Source organism: Sediminimonas qiaohouensis DSM 21189, from assembly GCF_000423645.1.
Lineage (GTDB): Bacteria > Pseudomonadota > Alphaproteobacteria > Rhodobacterales > Rhodobacteraceae > Sediminimonas > Sediminimonas qiaohouensis.
Genome location: NZ_AUIJ01000007.1, coordinates 20,812 through 38,207, shown reverse-complemented (window position 1 = coordinate 38,207; position 17,396 = coordinate 20,812). Strand labels below are relative to the sequence as shown.

Sequence of the window (17,396 nt, the reverse complement as noted above, 5' to 3'; positions counted from 1 at the left end):
GTCAATATTTGAAACATATGTTTCACTCGAAGAATCCATTTCCTTCAGGGTGATCCATGTCCCACATCTTTCCGCGCCACACCAAAGCCACCCCACCGACCGTCGCTTATGGCAAGGGGCCGCACCTTTATGACACCACCGGCAAGCGCTACCTGGACGGATCAGGCGGCGCGGCGGTGTCGTGCCTTGGGCATTCGGATGCGGCGGTCACCGATGCGATCAAGGCGCAGCTCGACAAGGTCGCCTTCGCCCACACCAGCTTCTTCACCTCGGATCCGGCCGAATCGCTTGCCGATGCGCTGATCGCGCACGCCCCCGAGGGGCTGGAGCGGGTCTATCTCGTCTCGGGCGGGTCCGAGGCGGTCGAGGCGGCGCTGAAACTCGCACGGCAGTACTACCTGGAGATCGGGCAGCCACAGCGCCACCGCATCATTGCCCGCCGCCAAAGCTATCACGGCAACACGCTGGGCGCGCTGGCGACGGGTGGCAACATGTGGCGCCGCACACCGTTCGCCCCGATGATGATCGAAACCACCCATATCGCGCCCTGCTATGAATACCGCGGCCGCACCGAGGGCGAATCCGCGTGGGACTACGGTCAGCGCGTTGCGGATGAGCTTGAGACCGAGATCACCCGCCTTGGCCCCGAAACGGTGATGGCCTTCGTGGCCGAACCCGTCGTCGGCGCCACCGCCGGCGCCGTGCCCCCGGTCGAGGGTTATTTCAAACGCGTGCGCGAGATTTGCGATCGCCACGGCGTGCTGCTGATTTTGGACGAGGTCATGTGCGGCATGGGACGCACCGGCACTTTGTTCGCCTGCGAACAAGACGGCGTGCGCCCCGATATCATCACCGTCGCCAAGGGCCTCGGCGCCGGGTATCAACCCATCGGCGCGATGCTGTGCAGTGGCGACATCTACGCCGCCATCGAAGGCGGCTCGGGGTTCTTTCAGCACGGCCACACCTATATCGGCCACCCCGCCGCCGCCGCCGGCGCCGGCGCGGTGCTGTCGCGGCTGATCGATGACGGCCTGCTGTCGCACGTCGCCCCGATGGGCGAGCGGCTCGACGCCGCCCTGCACGACGCCTTCGGCCAGCACCCCCACGTGGGCGATATCCGCGGACGCGGCCTGTTCCGCGGGATCGAGCTGGTCGCGGACCGCGACACCAAACAGCCCTTCGATCCAAGCCGCGCCGTGCACAAGGCGCTCAAGAAGGCGACGTTCGACAACGGGCTGATCTGCTACCCGATGGGCGGCACCATCGACGGGCAATCGGGCGATCACATCCTGCTGGCCCCGCCCTTCATCATCGAGGACGCCGATATCGACGAGCTGGTCGGGATACTGGACAAAAGCCTGCGGCAGGTGCTTGGATAACCCGCCGAAAGTAGGCTCAAGGGCAAATCCGCGCGGCTGGTCCTTGTCCCCCTTGGCGCGGGCTGCAAGCCCGGGCCGCGCCCGGCCCCGTCCCCAAGCATTCGGTCTGAGGCCTCGCGGTTCCGCGCTTGATGCGATATGTTAGGGATCGCCGAAAGGAGACGCAGCATGTCAAACGCCCCGTCGCACTGGGAAGATGTCTATCGCCGCAAGGCACCCGAAAGCGTCAGCTGGCACCAGGAGGATCCGCGCCCCTCGCTTGATGCGCTGGCGGCCTGCGGCCCGGAGCACCGCGCGCTGATCGATGTCGGCGGCGGCGCCTCGCGCCTTGTCGATACCCTTCTTGAGCGCGGCTGGCAGGACGTGAGCGTTCTGGACATCTCCGGCGCCGCCCTTGATCATGCACAGGCCCGGCTGGGCAAACAGGCCGCGCAGGTCACATGGATCGTCGCCGACCTGACCGAATGGCAACCGGATCGCACCTATGACGTGTGGCACGACCGGGCGGTGTTTCATTTTCTCATCGATGCCGCGCAGCGGTCGGCCTATATCGCTGCGTTGCGGCAGGCGCTTCGCCCCGGGGGGCTGGCAATCCTGGCCACCTTCGCGCCCGATGGGCCGGACAAATGCAGCGGGCTGCCGGTGCGCAAATACGCCGCGCCCGATCTGCTGGCGCAACTGGGGGACGGGTTTCACCTGCTGCGCACGTTCCGCGAGGTGCACCACACCCCGGGCGACGTGCCGCAACCCTTCACCTGGGCCGTGTTCGAGCGCGACGCGGACGCGTGAAGCACGACGTTTCAACGGGGTGGCCAGTAGCAACCGGCTGAGAAACCGGAAAACCTCACAAGGTCGCGCTCACCGCACTCATGCGAAAACTCGTTCAACTCGCCAACACACTCATCCGCGAGGACAGGACATGGCACCCAAAACCCGATTGACACGGACGGATACTCGATTCCGCGCAAGGGGCCCATCACCACCGGCCGCACCCTAGCCAAGCCTCGCCATTCCCTCGCGGTCAAGGGTGAACACCGTCTCGCCTCGCGCGGGCACAAAGCCGAGCCGCGCGTAGAACCGCTGCGCATCTGGGTTGTCGTCATAGACCGTCAGCTTGACGAACGCCGCGCCCCAGTGCCGTGCCGCATCGCGTGCCGCCGCCGACAGCAGGCGCTGGCCCAGCCCCGCACCGCGCGCACGCGGCGACACCCACAGGTCCGACACATACGCCCCTGCCGCCGCCCGCGTGGTCGAGAACACCGGCGAATACACCGCCACACCCCAAAGCGGGCCCGGCCCGCCCTCGGCCAGTTGCGCGCGAAACACCGGTGCGGGCCCAAACGCGGCGCGCACGAGGTCGTCCGCCCCGGCGCCGTGCATGTCGCCCAGATCGCGCGAGAGCGCGCAGAGCGCCTCGTGCAGGCGCTCCGCATCTCCCCGCTCCGCCAGGCGTAGCGAAATACCGCCTGCGCCCATGCCTATTGATCAGGCAGCGCGGCGCAATCGATCGGGCGCAGGCGCAGGTTCACCTCGTCGCCGGCGGCGAACGGGCGCTGGTCTATCATGTTGATCGCCTGAAGTTGCGCCTCGCCCGCGCGCACGAAGTAACGCACCGCCTGCCCCTGGTAATCGACCGCCTCGATCGTGGCGGGCACGCTGATCACGCCGTCCGGCGCCGCCGCATCCTTCGCCGCCACCAGCAGCTTCTCGGCCCGGATCACCAGTTTCGCAGGCCCCGCGCCGCCCAGGTTCGGCGCCTTTTCGGCCGGCACGACCAGCTTGCCGAATATCGGCGTCTCCAGTTCGACCCCCTCGGCGCTGCGGCTCTTGCACTCGGCCGCAAGGATGTTCGACGCGCCAAGGAAATTGGCCACGAACTCGGACGCGGGCGTGTTGTAAACCTCTTCGGGTGCGCCCACCTGCTCGACGCGGCCGGCGCTCATCACGACGATCTGGTCGGACATCGCCAGCGCCTCGGATTGGTCATGCGTAACGAATACCGTGGTCACGCCGATCCGCTCCTGGATGCGTTTCAACTCCACGCGCATATCCTCGCGCAGGTTGGCATCCAGCGCCGAAAGCGGCTCATCGAGCAACAAAACGTCAGGCTCGATCACGATCGCCCGCGCCAGCGCGATGCGCTGCTGCTGCCCGCCCGACAGCTCCTTGGGGTACCGCTCGCCCACGTCGGGCAGTTGCACCAGCTCCAGCGCCTCGGTCACGCGGCGCGATATGTCCGATGACGGCACGTCACGGTATTTCAACCCGAAAGCCACGTTTTCCGCCACGGTCTTGTGCGGGAACAACGCGTAGTTTTGAAACACAAGGCCCAGGTTGCGCTTGTGGATCGGCACGTCGTTGACGCGCTTGCCATCGATCAGGATCTCGCCCTCGGTCGGATCGAGCAGCCCCGCGATCATGCGCAGATTGGTTGTCTTTCCACAGCCCGACGGCCCCAGCAGGGTCACGAACGCCCCCTCCTGGATTTCCAGCGACGTCTTTTGCACCGCGGTCACGGCCCCGAAGCGTTTAACGATGTTGTTCAGGTGAACGGAACTCAAGTGACGATCCCCCTTGCGATCGGATAATCCCCGCGCCGCCGACGGCGGCACGGGGAGGGTTCAGGTTCAGTAGCCCTTTTGCACGCGGCCGAATTCCTTCGACCAGTCCTGCTCGTGGCCGTTCCAGTAGTCCGGGTCGGCAAAGGTCAGACCGTCCAGCTTACCGGTCGGATCAAACGCCGGCAGCGTCGGGATCTTGTCGCCCAGATCGACCTTGGTCGGGTCAAGCGCCGGCGGATAGTTCTGCCCCTCGGCCACCGCGATGGCCGTCTCGGGCGCCAGCATGAAGTTCAGCAACTCCTCGCTGGCCTCCATCGGGCTGCCCTTGAGAACGAACATGCATTCCTGCCAGCCAAAGCCGTTCGGCGGGTCCATGTAGCCGATATCGTGGCCCTGCTCCTGCAGTGCGTAGATGCGGCCGGACCAGCCTTCGGTGGCATAGATCTCTTCTTCCGCCAGAAGGCTCATCAGCTCGGCACCCGAACCCCAATACTTCAGGCTCAGGTCGCGATGCTTGCGCACCGCGTCCCACGCGGCCTCTTCGTCCTCGATGTTGTTTGGCATCTGCCCGGTCTGCAGGGCCGCGTACCACATCCGAGTGCGCCAATCGGACCAGCCGGCGATCTTGTCCTTGTAGGCCTCGTCAATCAACAGCTTGGCGCCCTTTTCCTTCGCCTCCTCGTCCGAGATGTGCTTGCGGTTATAGGCGATCCCGGTGGTGCCATAGTCATACGGTACGCAGCTCAGCTTGCCGTCGGTGACATTGCGGAACACGTCCACCAGCTTGGGAATGACGTATTTCAGGTTCGGGATGTTGTCCTCGTTCAGCGTCGTGCTGAGCCCGAGGTTGTGATACCGCGCGTAATCGAACACGCCCGACAGGTGCGCGATGTTGTACTCGCCCGGCTGGCTGGCCTTCACGCGGCTGATATACTCGTCGCCGCCGCCAAAGGTGCCATCGACCACTTCGATGCCGGTCTCCTTCTCGAACGGCTGAAACGCGTTCTCGCGCAGGGCCTCGCTGACGACGCCGCCCCACCCGTCGAACCGGACCTGGCTGACGGTCTGCGCGTTGGCGAACTTGGCAAAGGGCGTCTGCACGCCGTATGCCAGCCCCGCAGCCCCGATCAGGCCAAGGAAGCTGCGCCGCTCCAGATCGCCGTTCATGTAACGCTCGCGCAGGCGCTCGTATCTGGTTGTGTTGTCCATTTTCCTGGTCATCTTGATCTCCTTGTCAGACTACTTGTGAAAAGATGCGCGGTTCTATCCGCCGCGCTTTTGGGAAAGGGTCCGTGCAATGCCCATCCCCAGCAGGGGCAGGCCCACGGTCAGCAGGATCATCACCGTTCCAAGGGCGTTGATCTCGGGGCTGATCGAATTTCGCAGCATAGCAAAAATCTGCGTCGGCACGGTCTCCACCCCGCCGGGCTTCCAAAACAGCGTGCCGGTGATATCGTCGAAACTGATGGTAAAGGCGAAAAGCGCGCCCGCCAGAACCGCCGGCAGCATCAGCGGCAGCGTGATCTGGAAAAACGTCTGGCGCGGGCTGGCGCCCAGGCTCATCGCGGCTTCCTCGATATCGCGCTTGATGCTGACCAGGCGTGCCTGCACCACCAGGATCACGAATGGCAGGGTAAAGATCACGTGCCCGAACAGCAGCAGCGTAAAGCTCTTGTTGATCCCGAGGAAGTTCAGGAACAGCAACAGCGCCACCGCCAGCACCACCTCGGGCACAAGGATCGGCGCGATCAGCAGCGTCGAGATATAGTTGCTCCCCGGTACCCGGTAGCGCACCAGCGCAAGACTGGCCAGAACGCCCAGCGTGGTCGAGATCGCCGCCGTCATCAGCCCCAGCACGAAAGACGTCTGAAAGGCGCGCAGGATCGCGTCGTTATTGGCCAGTTCCACGAACCACCGGAACGAAAATCCGGTCATCGGGAAGCTTCCGAATTGCGACGCGTTGAAGCTTAGCAACACCACCACCGCGACCGGCAGGAACATGAACAGGTACACCAGAACCGTCCAGCCGCGCAGAAGATGCCATCCCATGGTGCCCCCCATATCAGCCCAGTCCCTTCATCAGTTGTGCCATTCCAAGGTAGCGGTTGTAGACCATCACCAGCGCCCCCAGCACCGCCAGCAGCATCAGCGACAGCGCCGATCCCAGCGGCCAGTTGAGCTGCGTAATGATCGCCTCGAACACCAGGTTGGCGAACATCGCGTCGCTCGGACCGCCCAGAACCAGCGGCGTGATATACGTCCCCGCCCCCAGCACGAAGCACAGCAAACCGCCCGCCGCCAAGCCCGGCAGCGACAGCGGCAGCGTCACTTGCAAGAACGCCTGCCAGCGCGTCGCGCCCAGCGAATTGGCCGCATCCTCAAGGTTGGTGTCGATACCTTCGAGGCTGACAAAGACGTTGAGGATCATGAACGGCAGCAGGAAATGCACCAGGCCCAGGATCACGGTCGTCTGGTTATACAGCATCTGGATCGGCTCATCGATCACCCCGACATACAGCAGCGCGGTGTTCAGCGCGCCGGACACACCCAGGATGTTGATCCAGCTCATCGTGCGGATGATGTAGCTGATCCAGAACGGCAGCATCAGCAGCAGCAGCAACAGCGCCTTGTTGCCCTTGGAGCGCGCGATGACATAGGCCGCCGGATACCCCATCAGGGCGCAAACCAGCGTCGTGATCGTCGCGATCTTTAGCGTGAACAGAAGGATGTCGCGGTAAAACGCATCGCTCAGCGCCTCGCGCCAGTTGTCCAGGAAAAAGCCGACCTGATCCGCACCCGTCGCCGTGCGCAGCCAGAACGAATAGACGACAATGAACAGCAACGGCACGAAAAGCAGAAGAAATACCGCAGTCAGCGCCGGTGACAGCAATATCCACGGCTGCCGCGCCTCGCGTGCTTCGACCGACATCTGGTCTCCCCGTTTTCTCTTTGGTTTCTTTACGTCTTTTGATTGAGGTTGACCCGGCACCCCGTCATAGATCAAATAGATAATAAGAATTGTAAATATAGTTTGGAACTATGACCGCACCCCTGCCCCCCGAACGCCTCGTGCGCGAGCTTGACTGGAACCTGCTGCGAACGTTCATTGTTCTGTCCGAATCCCGATCGGTCACCGACGCGGCGCATAAACTGCGCCTCAAGCAGCCCACCGTTTCAACCGCGCTCAAGCGGCTGGAGGACAGGATCGGCAAGAAGCTGATCGATCGCACCCCCGGCACCTTTCGCCTGACCGATGCGGGGCGGCTCTTGCAGCGCGAGGCGGTGGATATCCAGGGCTCGATCCTGCGGCTGTCGACGCTGATCCGCGACATCACCGACGAGGTCACCGGCCACGTCAAGATCGCGGTCGCCAGCCACGTCGTGTGCCCCCTGTTCGACCAGGTCCTGACAGAGTTCCACACCGCCCACCCCAAGGCCAACCTGACCATCGACGTGCTATCGAGCGCCGACGCCATCGGCCGCGTCGCCGACAAAAGCGCGTCGCTGGCCATCTGCCTTGTGCGCCACCGCAACCCGCGCCTTGAATATCGCTGCCTTTATCGGGAGTTCTTTGGCCTCTTCTGCGGGCCCGGTCATCCGCTGTTCGGGCGCGCGGACCTGAGCATTCACGATCTCGACGGGCAGCCCTCGGTCAGTTTCGAGACGGACCGCCTGCAGGATGTGCTCAAACCCGTGACGCTGATGCGCGCCGAGGCGGGGCTGGGAGATACCATCATCGGCACCTCAAGCCACCTTGAGGAGGTCCGCCGCATGATCATCGCGGGGCTGGGCGTGGGGCCGCTGCCGGTGCATGCCGTCAAACGCGACGTGCGCGACGGGCTGCTGTGGCAACTGCCGCCGCACGAGAAACTGCCGGAAATCGACGTGCAGATCGTGTGGAACCCCGCGACGCGCTTCAGCCGGGCCGAGGACAGGTTCCTGACGCGGATCCTGGCCGAGGTCGAAGCAACCCCGATCAGTGCCCGCACCTACCGCTAAGACAGCGGAGCGCGCTTGCGCGCGCGCATGATGTCTCGACACCCGCCGGTGGCGGGTGTCTCGGGTGCCTCCGGCGGGAGTATTTGGGGCAAGATGAAGCCCTGCGCAGGGCCGGCTCAAGCGGCCTGCCGCGGTGTCTCGCTGACTGGTGCATCGCTGTTTTCATCGGCGAAGAACAGCCCGTGCAGGGTGCGGATCGCCTCATCGAGGTCGTCGCGTTGCACCACGAACTGCACGTCCACCATACGCGGCGTTTGTTGTGCCGACAGCGCCTCGATGCCGTTTTCCTCTAGCGCGGTCATGCCGCGGCTAAGGACGTGCAGCCCCTTGAGGTCGCGTCCGATGACCGAGGCGAGCGATAGCGCGCGCACGGTCACGTCCGCCGAGGGGTAGGCCGCGTGCAGGTCGCGCTCGACCCGGCGCATGATCTTGAGCGGCGCCTCGACGAAATGGGTGATCGTGTTGGCGTTCGAGGTCTTGGACACGATGCGCACGTTGTGCCGTGTCAGCACGTCAAGGATGCGCGCGTCATAGCCCTTGACGCCGACCATGTCCTGTTCGAACAGTTCCAGCGCGTGCACGTCCAGGCCGGTCACGATTTCGGCCGCGGGGGTGTCCGCCGGGTTCTCGTCGATCAGGGTGCCGGGGTCGTGCGGCTCGAACGCGTTGGTCACGCGCAGCGGCACGCTGGCCTGGCGCAGGGTCTTGGCGGCGCGGGGGTGGATCGCCTCCATCCCCATGTTCGACAGTTGATCGGCCACGTCGTAGTTGGTGTGGCCCAGCTTGCGCACGGCGCCCTCGCCCACCTGTTTCGGGTCGGCCGAGGACAGGTGGAATTCCTTGTGGATGATCGCCTCGCGCGCGCCGGTGAGCGCCGCGATCCGGCTGAACGTCACCTCGGAATAGCCGCGGTCGAATTCCTGCATCAGCCCCTCGCGGCACTGTGCGTAGCCGGTGGTGATCAGGATCTCGTCGGCCGGGTCCGCGCCGTCGAAGCCGTCGCGGATACGCGCGTCCAGGTCCATCTCGCGCTCGTCGCGCCAGCCGGACAGGTCGATGAACCGCGCCTCGACGCCTGCGCGCCGCAGCAGCAGCGTGGTCACGAAGGCCGAATGCGCCTCGCCCAGGCCCGATAGCAGCTCGCGGATGATCTCCATGTGCTGGCTCAGGCGGAAATGGCCGTAGGAACACAGCCGCTGCAAATCGATCAGGCACGAGCGCGCGCCCTCTATCCGCTCGCGGATGAAATCATCGGCTTCGCGCTGATCGGCGTTGCTGTCCAGCACCTGGTTATGCGCCTCGGTCATCGCTTGCGCGACCCGGTTCAGCGCATCCATCCAGCCGTGATCGTCATCGGCGCTGGTGAACAGCGCGTAAACCCCCGGCTTGCCGGTTTTCTTGTGCTCCAGCAGCAGGTTGGTGATGCCACCAAAAGCCGACACCACGAAGATCCGGTTGTAGATCTCGGACGGCTCGCGGTTGCCCACGAAAAGCGTATCGACAAGCTCGTTCACGCGGCTCATCGAGGTGCCGCCGATCTTTTCGACTGTGTGGTTGGTATAATTCAACTGATCACTCGCCGGGGCGTTGCAGCCTCCGGCGCTCCTTTGTCTCACGCATCTTCCGCCGCGGCGGCATAAGAGCCATCGGCCTGGTGCACTTCCTTGCCCGTCACGGGCGGGTTGAAGCAGCAGGCCATGACGAGTTCCTCGTCGGCGCGCAGCGTGTGCTTGTCATGTTCATTCAGCGCGTACATCACGCCCGGCTTGATCTCGTAGGTCTCGCCGGTGGCCAGATCGGTGATCGATCCCTTGCCTTGCATGCAGTAGACGCTCTCGAAGTGGTTCTTGTAGTGGAACGTGTGTTCCGAACCGGCCTCGAGAAAGGTGATATGGAACGAGAACCCCATACCGTCATCGGCCAACAGCATCCGCACGGATGTCCATTGCGCATCCGAGACGGTGCGGTCGGTGTTGGTCAGGTCGTTGAAGTCGCGCACGATCATGTCTGTGTTACTCCGCAGCTATCTTGTTGGGCGCGACGGCCTTGGCGACAGCAGCCGCCAGGATGTCCAGCCCGCGTTCCAGGAGCGCATCCGGCGTCGTCAGCGGTGCCAGCACCTTGACCACCTCGTCATGCGCGCCCGAGGTTTCGATTATAAGCCCCTGCTCAAAGCAGGTGGCGCAGATCTCCGAGGCCAGCTCGCCCGAGCCGACATCGATACCGCGCATCATGCCGCGGCCCTTCAGGCTGGCGCCCGAAATGTGGCCCGCGATCTCGCCCAGACGCTTTTCCAGGAGGCCCGCCTTGCGCGCGACATCTTTCTGGAATGCGTCGTCGGCCCAGAATTTCTCAAGCGCGACACGCGCTGTCACAAAGGCATGGGTGTTGCCCCGGAAGGTGCCATTGTGCTCGGCGGGCTTCCATATGTCCAGTTCCGGCTTCAGCAGCAGCGCCGCGAACGGCAGGCCCATGCCCGAAAGGCTCTTGGCCAGCGGGATCAGGTCCGGCTCAATGCCGAATTCTTCGAAGCTGAAGAAGCCTCCGGTACGTCCGCAGCCCGCCTGGATATCGTCGGCGATAAGCAGCGCACCGTGCTTCTTGGCGATCCGCGCAATGCCTTGCATCCATTCCTTGGACGCGGCGTTCAGGCCGCCCTCGCCCTGCACGGGCTCCACGATGAAGGCCGCCGGCGCGTCGATGCCGCTCGATGGGTTGTCCAGCAGCGCCTCGATCATCGCCAGGGTATCGACATCCTTGCCGAGCGCGCCCTCGTAGGGCATGCGCGTGACATCCGACAGGGTCACGTCGCCGCCACCGGCGCGCTTGCCGGCGTTGCCGGTCGCGGCAAGCGCGCCCAGCGTCATGCCGTGAAAGCCGTTGGTGAACGCGATGATGTTCTTGCGCCCCGTCACCTTGCGGGCCAGCTTCATCGCCGCCTCGACGGCGTTGGTGCCGGTGGGGCCGGTCATCATCACCTTGTGATCCATCCCGCGCGGACGCAGGATCAGGTTCTCGAAGGTCTCCAGGAACCGTGCCTTGGTGTCGGTGTACATGTCCAGGCCATGGGCGATGCCATCGGCCATCACATGATCGACCAGCGCCTGCTTCATGTCCGGGTCGTTGTGCCCGTAGTTTAGCGACGAGCACCCCGCCAGGAAGTCGATATAGCTGGTCCCTTGCGCATCGGTCATTTCCGAGCCTTGCGCGGACGTAAACACCGTATCGAAGCTGCGGCAGTAGCTGCGTGCCTCGGATTCGCGGCGCATGAAGATATTGGTTTCGGCTGACGTGTCAGTCGACATGGTATTACCTTTTGGTTGGGAAAGTTTGTGTGCGAGCAGCGGCAGGCACCGCGCGCGGCGGCCCGATCCGTCTGGATCAGGCGGCGCGCTTGGCCTCGCCCGCGGGCAGACGGATCGTGACCATGTGCTCGGTCGCGTGGTGTCCGTCAAAGTGGTCTTCGCGCGTGTAGTGCGCTTCGTGGCTGAGGGCGCCGCCCATGACGCGGGCGAACTTCTTGAACAGGCCCCAGGACGCGTCGTTGTCACGCGTGATCGTGGTTTGCAGCCTGGTCACCTCGTCGCAGGCGTCCCGCTCCAGCAGGTCCTCAAGCATGAGCTGGCCCAGCCCGCGGCCGCGTGCGGCCTCGGAAACGGCAACCTGCCAGACGAAAAGCGTCTCGAAATCGTCCGGGCGCACATAGGCCGAGATCCACCCGACGGGTTCCCCGTCAAGTTCGGCCAGCACGCAGGTTTCGGCAAAGTGATCGCACTGGATCAGGTTGCAGTACATGGAGTTCTCATCCAGCGGCTTGCAGGCCCGGATCAGCTCCCACACAGCGGCGCCGTCGGCGCCATCTGGCTGACGAAGCGTGATGGTATCGCTGTTCGGTTTTCCAACAAAGTCGCGCATAGGATGCGGCCCTCATATTGTTTCGTTAGACTAAGTATAGGGAGGACCGAGGATCATTTCAACCTTCTAAGCATTTTTTGACCTACCTCCATATTCGCCCTTATTTTGCTGGATATTTGCTTAGTATGGCACATAATCAAGCCCCGAAACTCATTCGTATGGCTAACAGTTTAACAAGATTTGCCCCCTTTGGTGGGGGTGAGGCCCCAAAAGCATTGAAAGACATGCCAAAACCCTGCAAAACTTGGCTGTTCACTCGAAATCAGGAGGCCCCATGGATCGCACCGACAAAAGCCTGATCGCCCTTCGCCGAATCCTGCGCGCGACCGAGCTGTACGGCCGCAGATTGGCCAAGGAAGCGGGGCTGACGGCGGTGCAGTTGCGGGTCTTGCAGATCGTCGCCGAAAGCGGCCGCTCCACCCCGAAGGAGCTGTCGGACAGGATGGGCGTGACCCAGGCCACCATCACCGCCCTGATCAACAAGCTCGAGCGCAAGGGCCTGCTGACGCGGCAACGCTCGGAAACTGACCGGCGGCAAACCAACCTCATGGTTACCGCCGAAGGGCACGCCAAGGTCGACGACGCCCCCGATCCGCTGCAACAACGCTACGTGCAGCAGTTCGAGGCGATGGACGATTGGGAACAGGCGATGATGGTCTCGGTCCTCGAGCGGCTGGCCGGCATGCTCGATGCCGAGGAAATAGACGCCTCCCCGGTCCTGACGGTGGGCGAGATCAGCAGCCACGGCAAGGTTTGACCCGGCGCGCGGCGGCCGTTCCCGAGGTCGCCTCTGAAATCGTCGGGAGCCGCGCATCGATGGACCGCGGTGCGGCGATCCTACGCTGGTGCGGGGCACTTTATCCCGGCCAAATCCGAAAACCCTATGAGCGTTGCGCAGGTGCCAGCCAAATCGCCGTGCCGTCACGCCAGAGGCGTGCCGATGAAGGGTGGCGCCCCTTTGGGGCGACGGGCGGCCCGGCGATGCGCGGCGGCGCTACGCGCCTCGATTTCGCGCGTTTCTGGAAATGCTTTACCCCTGCCCCTCGGCCCATTCCCATGGCCGGGTAAAGCCGCCCAGGACATGGCCGACGCTGGCGTCGTCCACCTCGCCCGTCTTGGCCACCCGCGCGACCAGGCCGCGCTTCTTGTCGTCGATCACCTCGAACACCTGCGCCGCCAGGCCGGCCTCTTCCAGCGCGGCGTTATAGACGCGCCGGATCGCCAGCTTGCGCAGCTCGGGCTTGAACACCTTGCCCACGGCGGTCTTGGGCAGCTCGTCCAGCACCTCGATATGCTTGGGGTAGGCCGCGCGCTCGTGCACGTGCACGCGCGCGTGCTCCATCAACTGCTCCGCCGTCACCGTGCCCCCCTCGATCACCTCGACATAGGCGCAGGGCACCTCGCCGGCATGCGCGTCGGGTTGCCCGATCGCGCCGGCGAAGGCCACGTCGTGATGCGACAGCAGCGCATCCTCGATATCGGCCGGGTCGATATTGTGCCCGCCGCGAATGATCAGGTCCTTGGCCCGCCCCGTGATCCACAAGTAGCCATCGCCGTCGATCCGGCCCAGATCGCCGGTGCGCAGGTAGTTCTCGTAATAATAGAGCTTCTTGTTCTTGTCGGCCTCGGTATAGGTGGCCGGCGCGTTCACGCCCGGGTTCGAGACACAGATCTCGCCCACCTCGTCCACGCCGCATTCCACCGGCTTGCCGTCCTTCTCAAGGTAGATCTTCACATCGGTGTACGGAAACCGCACCCCGACCGATCCGACCTTCTTTTCGCCGTCAACCGGGTTCACGCTCACCAAACAGGTCGCCTCGGTCAGGCCGTAGCCCTCCACGATGGTCACGCCGCTGGCCTCCTCGAACCGGCGAAACAGCTCAAGCGGCAATGGCGCCGAACCTGAAAACGCGGTTTTCACGCTGGACACATCCGCATCCACCGGCCGCTGCATCAGCGCGCTGATCGCCGTGGGCACCGTGATGATAAAGGTGATCTTCCACCGCTCGATCAACTTCCAGAAATTGTCGAACACCCCATCGCCGCGATATCCCGCAGGCGTCGGGAACACCACATGCGCGCCCGACTTGATGCACGCCATCAGGATCACGTGGCAGGCAAACACGTGAAACAGCGGCAGCGGGCAAATCACGTTATCCTCGGGCGTGTAGAGAAGCGTGCCGCCCAGCCACCCGTTATAAACGATCCCCGAATAGCGGTGCTGCGCCACCTTGGGCATGCCGGTGGTGCCGCCGGTGTGGAAATAGGCCGCCACCCGGTCCTCCTTGGCATCCTCAAACGCCAACTCGCGTGGCTGCGCCGACATCTCGCGGTTGAAATCCTTCACGTCCGCGTGGTGATTGCCGGGGTTCTTGGGCCGCACCAACGGCACGATCATGTTCTTGGGAAAGGTCAGGTACCGGTTCAGGTCCACCTCGAGCACCGTATGCACGCCCGGCGCATGGCGCACCGCCTCGGCGGTCTTTTGCGCGACATCGGTCTTGGGAAACGCCTTGAGCGTGACCACAACCTTTGCCTTGGTCTCGCGCAGGATGGCGCCGATCTGCTCGGGCTCCAGCAGCGGATTGATCGGGTTGATGATCCCCGCGATGGCGCCGCCCAGGATGGTCAGGATGGTCTCGTTACTGTTGGGCAGGATGCAGGCGACGACGTCATCCTCGCCGATCCCGAGGTCGCGAAACAGGTTCGCCGCCTGGCAGGTGCGCGCGTGCAGCTCGTTCCAGCTAAGCGTTTCGGCCTTGTCGGTCGGACCGCTCAACAGCTGGAACGTCGCCGCGTTCTTGCTGCCAAAGGCATCGCGGGTCTGCGTCAGCATCTGATAGAGCGTGCGCGGCACATCGCGCTCCGCCCAAGGCATTTCGTTTTCGATCGCGATCGAATCCTGTACCGATGCAAAGCCCATTGATGCTCCTCCCTTGCGGCATGCCCGCCTCCCCGCGTGCATGCCCGGTTTCCATGCACGCAGTGTGAAAGGCTTTGCCGCCCCGCGCAAGCCCGCCCACCGGCAGGTGGCGCAACGTCAAAGCGGCGCGGCGAGGGACGGGTTGCGGGTTGCACACTACACAGGGCGGCGCCCGGCGGGGCCGGGCGTGACGGTGGCGGATGTCATATCCGGAACTTAGGGCCGCGACCGACCTGGAGGGCGCGTTCGCAACGGTGGTGCAAGGCGGCACCTTGAAGCCCCTATGACGGTTCAGGCGGCATACACCATCGCCAACGCGACCTCCGGGGGGAGGTCGGTCGCGGCCCGGCGGGGCCGGGCGCTAAAGGCGGCAAATGTCATCCCCCGCCCAAGCAGCCAGCCCCGGCCCTCTGCCCCGCTATTGCGCGGCGATGCCGTCAGTGAACTGCAGCCGCGCCAGCCGCGCATAAAGGCCGTCCTCGGCCACCAGCGCGTCATGCGTGCCCTGTGCCACGATGCGGCCCTGGTCCATCACCACGATGCGGTCGGCCTTCTTCACCGTTGCCAGGCGGTGCGCGACGATGATCGTGGTGCGCGTGCGTGCCATGTCCTCGACGGCGGCTTGCACGGCGCGCTCGCTCTCGGCGTCCAGCGCCGAGGTCGCCTCGTCCAGCAGCAGCACCGGCGCATCTCGCAGAATCGCGCGGGCGATAGCAACGCGCTGTTTCTGCCCGCCCGACAGCATCACGCCCCGCTCGCCCAGTTGCGCGTCATAGCCGCCCGGCAGCGCCATGATGAACTCGTGCGCGGCGGCGGCGCGCGCGGCGGCCTCGACCTGCGCGTCGCTGGCATCGGGGCGGCCAAAGCGGATGTTCTCCCGCGCGGTGGTGGCGAAAATCACCGGGTCCTGCGGCACCAGCGCCAGGTGCGCGCGGAAATCGCGCCGCCGCATCTGCGACAGGTCCACACCGTCCAGTAGAACGCGCCCCTCGCTCGGATCATAAAATCGCAGGATCGACTGCACGATCGTCGTCTTGCCCGCCCCCGACGGGCCGACCAGCGCCACCGTCTCGCCCGGCGCGATGTCCAGGTCCACACCGTCCAGCGCCGGACTATCGGGCCGCGACGGGTAGCGCAGGCTGACCCCCTCGAAGGTGATCCCCCCGCGCACCGGATCGGGCACCGGCAACGGCTCTGCCGGGTCGGTCACCGCATCGCGGGCCTGCAACAGCTCGACCAGCCGCTCGGTCGCGCCGGCGGCGCGCTGCAACTCGCCCCAGATCTCGGATAGCGCACCGACCGCGCCCGCCACAAGCACCGCATAGATCACGAATTGCACCAGCGCCCCGGCGCTCATTGCCCCCGCGCGCACGTCGTTCGCGCCGATCCACAGCACCCCCACGATCCCCGAGAACACCAGGAAAATCACGATCACCGTCATCACCGCGCGGGTGGTAATCCGCTTGCGCGCCGCGTCATAGCTTTTCTCGGTGACATCGGAAAACGCCGCCCGCGTCGGCGCCTCGTTGGTGAACGCCTGCACCGTCTGCACGCTCAATAGCGCCTCGGACGCGCTACCCGAGCTGGCCGCGATCCAGTCCTGGTTTTCCCGGCTCAGCGCCCTCAGGCGCCGCCCCAGCACCAGGATCGGCACCACCACCACCGGCACCAGCAACAGCACCAGCCCGGTCAGCTTGGCCGACGTCACCATCATCAGCGCCAGCCCCCCCACCAGCAGCAGCACATTGCGCAGCGCGATGGATATGGACGAGCCGATCACCGACAGGATCAGCGTCGTATCGGTGGTGACGCGGCTAAGCACCTCGCCGGTCATGATCTTTTCGAAATAGGCCGGGCTCATTCCTATCACGCGGTCGAACACCGCCTTGCGGATATCGGCGACCACCCGCTCGCCCAGCCGCGTCACCAGCGCATAGCGCAGCCCCGTGCCCAGCGCCAGCAACCCCGCGATCGCCAGCGCGGCGGCGAAATACTTGTCCAGAAGGGCGGCATCCTGCGTGCCGAAATTATCCACCACCCGGCGCACCGCCATCGGCAGGATCAACGACACCGACGCCGTCAGGATCAGCGCCAGTATCGCCGCCGCCATCAACCCGCGATACGGCCTCAGGAACGGCCACAGCGCGGCAAGCGCGCCAATATCGCGTGATTTCTCGCGGTCCTGCGTGTCGCTGGTCTGGGGCGCGGCCATGTGCGGTCCTTCCTTGATCCTGCGCACGGGGTTTAGAGGCTCGGCGCGCGCAGGGCAAGCAGCCGGGTGAACACCCCCGCCCGAATAGCGCCGCAAGGCGCGGGGTGAGCACCCGCCCGTCCCGGCGGGCTGGCGCTTCAGAAATGGTGCACCGCCATGGATAGGTTGGAGGTATTTGGCGGGATAAAATGCATCACCAAACCGTTGCAGCACCACCCCACGGGCTGGCGCTCGCCCGGCTTACACTGTGTCGCCGTGAAATTACCTTGCGGCTCCCCCCCAAACATTTCCCCTACCCCGCCGCCAAAGACGGGTTGATTTCCCCCGGCATTGAATCGCAAACTCCCCCGGCACTGTTCGCGCTTTGCGGACGGTGCCGGGTTGCGCGGCGCCCCAAGCCGCTGACG

Annotated in this window: 15 protein-coding genes and 1 pseudogene; 5 read left to right on the top strand and 11 right to left on the bottom strand. The window is 64.7% G+C overall.

Going from position 1 to position 17,396, the window contains the following annotated elements; genetic code table 11:
• Nucleotides 1–56 precede the first annotated feature (56 nt).
• From G568_RS0107835 to G568_RS20240, 3 genes and pseudogenes are all read left to right on the top strand, one after another.
• The gene (locus tag G568_RS0107835) at nucleotides 57–1,379 is read left to right on the top strand and encodes an aspartate aminotransferase family protein (protein WP_026757509.1); all 1,323 of its coding nucleotides are present in this window, start codon (nucleotides 57–59) and stop codon (nucleotides 1,377–1,379) included.
• A gap of 168 nt (nucleotides 1,380–1,547) precedes the next feature.
• Nucleotides 1,548–2,168 (top strand): class I SAM-dependent methyltransferase, encoded by a 621-nt coding sequence (locus G568_RS0107830; protein ID WP_026757508.1) that lies wholly within the window; start codon nucleotides 1,548–1,550, stop codon nucleotides 2,166–2,168.
• Nucleotides 2,169–2,215: 47 nt separating this feature from the next.
• Nucleotides 2,216–2,320, top strand: a pseudogene (locus G568_RS20240) (IS110 family transposase); the annotation flags it as partial.
• A gap of 52 nt (nucleotides 2,321–2,372) precedes the next feature.
• Here the strand turns inward: G568_RS20240 and G568_RS18485 are convergent.
• The 5 genes from G568_RS18485 to G568_RS0107805 all read right to left on the bottom strand — a co-directional run bounded on the left by G568_RS18485 (nucleotide 2,373) and on the right by G568_RS0107805 (nucleotide 6,869).
• Entirely contained in the window at nucleotides 2,373–2,855 is a 483-nt protein-coding gene (locus G568_RS18485; protein WP_037373853.1) for a GNAT family N-acetyltransferase, read from the bottom strand.
• Between the two features lie 2 nt (nucleotides 2,856–2,857).
• Complete coding sequence (locus G568_RS0107820; RefSeq protein WP_026757507.1) at nucleotides 2,858–3,940, bottom strand: ABC transporter ATP-binding protein; 1,083 nt, start codon at nucleotides 3,938–3,940, stop codon at nucleotides 2,858–2,860.
• 66 nt (nucleotides 3,941–4,006) lie between these two features.
• A complete protein-coding gene (locus G568_RS0107815) occupies nucleotides 4,007–5,149 on the bottom strand; it encodes an extracellular solute-binding protein (RefSeq protein WP_026757506.1) in 1,143 nt (380 codons plus the stop codon).
• A gap of 54 nt (nucleotides 5,150–5,203) precedes the next feature.
• The gene (locus tag G568_RS0107810; protein WP_026757505.1) at nucleotides 5,204–5,989 is read right to left on the bottom strand and encodes an ABC transporter permease; all 786 of its coding nucleotides are present in this window, start codon (nucleotides 5,987–5,989) and stop codon (nucleotides 5,204–5,206) included.
• 13 nt (nucleotides 5,990–6,002) lie between these two features.
• A complete protein-coding gene (locus G568_RS0107805; protein ID WP_026757504.1) occupies nucleotides 6,003–6,869 on the bottom strand; it encodes an ABC transporter permease in 867 nt (288 codons plus the stop codon).
• A gap of 110 nt (nucleotides 6,870–6,979) precedes the next feature.
• Here G568_RS0107805 and G568_RS0107800 point away from each other — a divergent pair, with 110 nt between their 5' ends.
• Nucleotides 6,980–7,939, top strand: a complete 960-nt coding sequence (locus tag G568_RS0107800; protein ID WP_026757503.1) for a LysR family transcriptional regulator — start codon at nucleotides 6,980–6,982, stop codon at nucleotides 7,937–7,939.
• A gap of 116 nt (nucleotides 7,940–8,055) precedes the next feature.
• Here the strand turns inward: G568_RS0107800 and G568_RS18480 are convergent, their stop codons facing one another.
• The 4 genes from G568_RS18480 to ectA all read right to left on the bottom strand — a co-directional run bounded on the left by G568_RS18480 (nucleotide 8,056) and on the right by ectA (nucleotide 11,854).
• Nucleotides 8,056–9,462, bottom strand: a complete 1,407-nt coding sequence (locus tag G568_RS18480) for an aspartate kinase (protein WP_051202857.1) — start codon at nucleotides 9,460–9,462, stop codon at nucleotides 8,056–8,058.
• An 89-nt stretch (nucleotides 9,463–9,551) separates the two neighbouring features.
• Nucleotides 9,552–9,944: an ectoine synthase gene (locus G568_RS0107790; RefSeq protein ID WP_026757502.1), complete on the bottom strand. Its 393-nt coding sequence runs from the start codon at nucleotides 9,942–9,944 to the stop codon at nucleotides 9,552–9,554.
• Nucleotides 9,945–9,951: 7 nt separating this feature from the next.
• Nucleotides 9,952–11,244: a diaminobutyrate--2-oxoglutarate transaminase gene (gene ectB / locus G568_RS0107785; protein WP_026757501.1), complete on the bottom strand. Its 1,293-nt coding sequence runs from the start codon at nucleotides 11,242–11,244 to the stop codon at nucleotides 9,952–9,954.
• A gap of 76 nt (nucleotides 11,245–11,320) precedes the next feature.
• On the bottom strand, nucleotides 11,321–11,854 hold the full coding sequence (gene ectA, locus G568_RS0107780) for a diaminobutyrate acetyltransferase (protein WP_051202845.1): 534 nt from the start codon (nucleotides 11,852–11,854) through the stop codon (nucleotides 11,321–11,323).
• A 274-nt stretch (nucleotides 11,855–12,128) separates the two neighbouring features.
• On the opposite strand from ectA, the gene G568_RS0107775 reads away from it, so the two are divergent.
• Nucleotides 12,129–12,611: a MarR family winged helix-turn-helix transcriptional regulator gene (locus G568_RS0107775; protein ID WP_026757499.1), complete on the top strand. Its 483-nt coding sequence runs from the start codon at nucleotides 12,129–12,131 to the stop codon at nucleotides 12,609–12,611.
• 273 nt (nucleotides 12,612–12,884) lie between these two features.
• Here G568_RS0107775 and G568_RS0107770 read toward each other — a convergent pair whose 3' ends face one another.
• Entirely contained in the window at nucleotides 12,885–14,777 is a 1,893-nt protein-coding gene (locus G568_RS0107770) for an acyl-CoA synthetase (RefSeq protein ID WP_026757498.1), read from the bottom strand.
• 418 nt (nucleotides 14,778–15,195) lie between these two features.
• Nucleotides 15,196–16,989: an ABC transporter transmembrane domain-containing protein gene (locus G568_RS0107765; protein WP_026757497.1), complete on the bottom strand. Its 1,794-nt coding sequence runs from the start codon at nucleotides 16,987–16,989 to the stop codon at nucleotides 15,196–15,198.
• Nucleotides 16,990–17,396 lie beyond the last annotated feature (407 nt).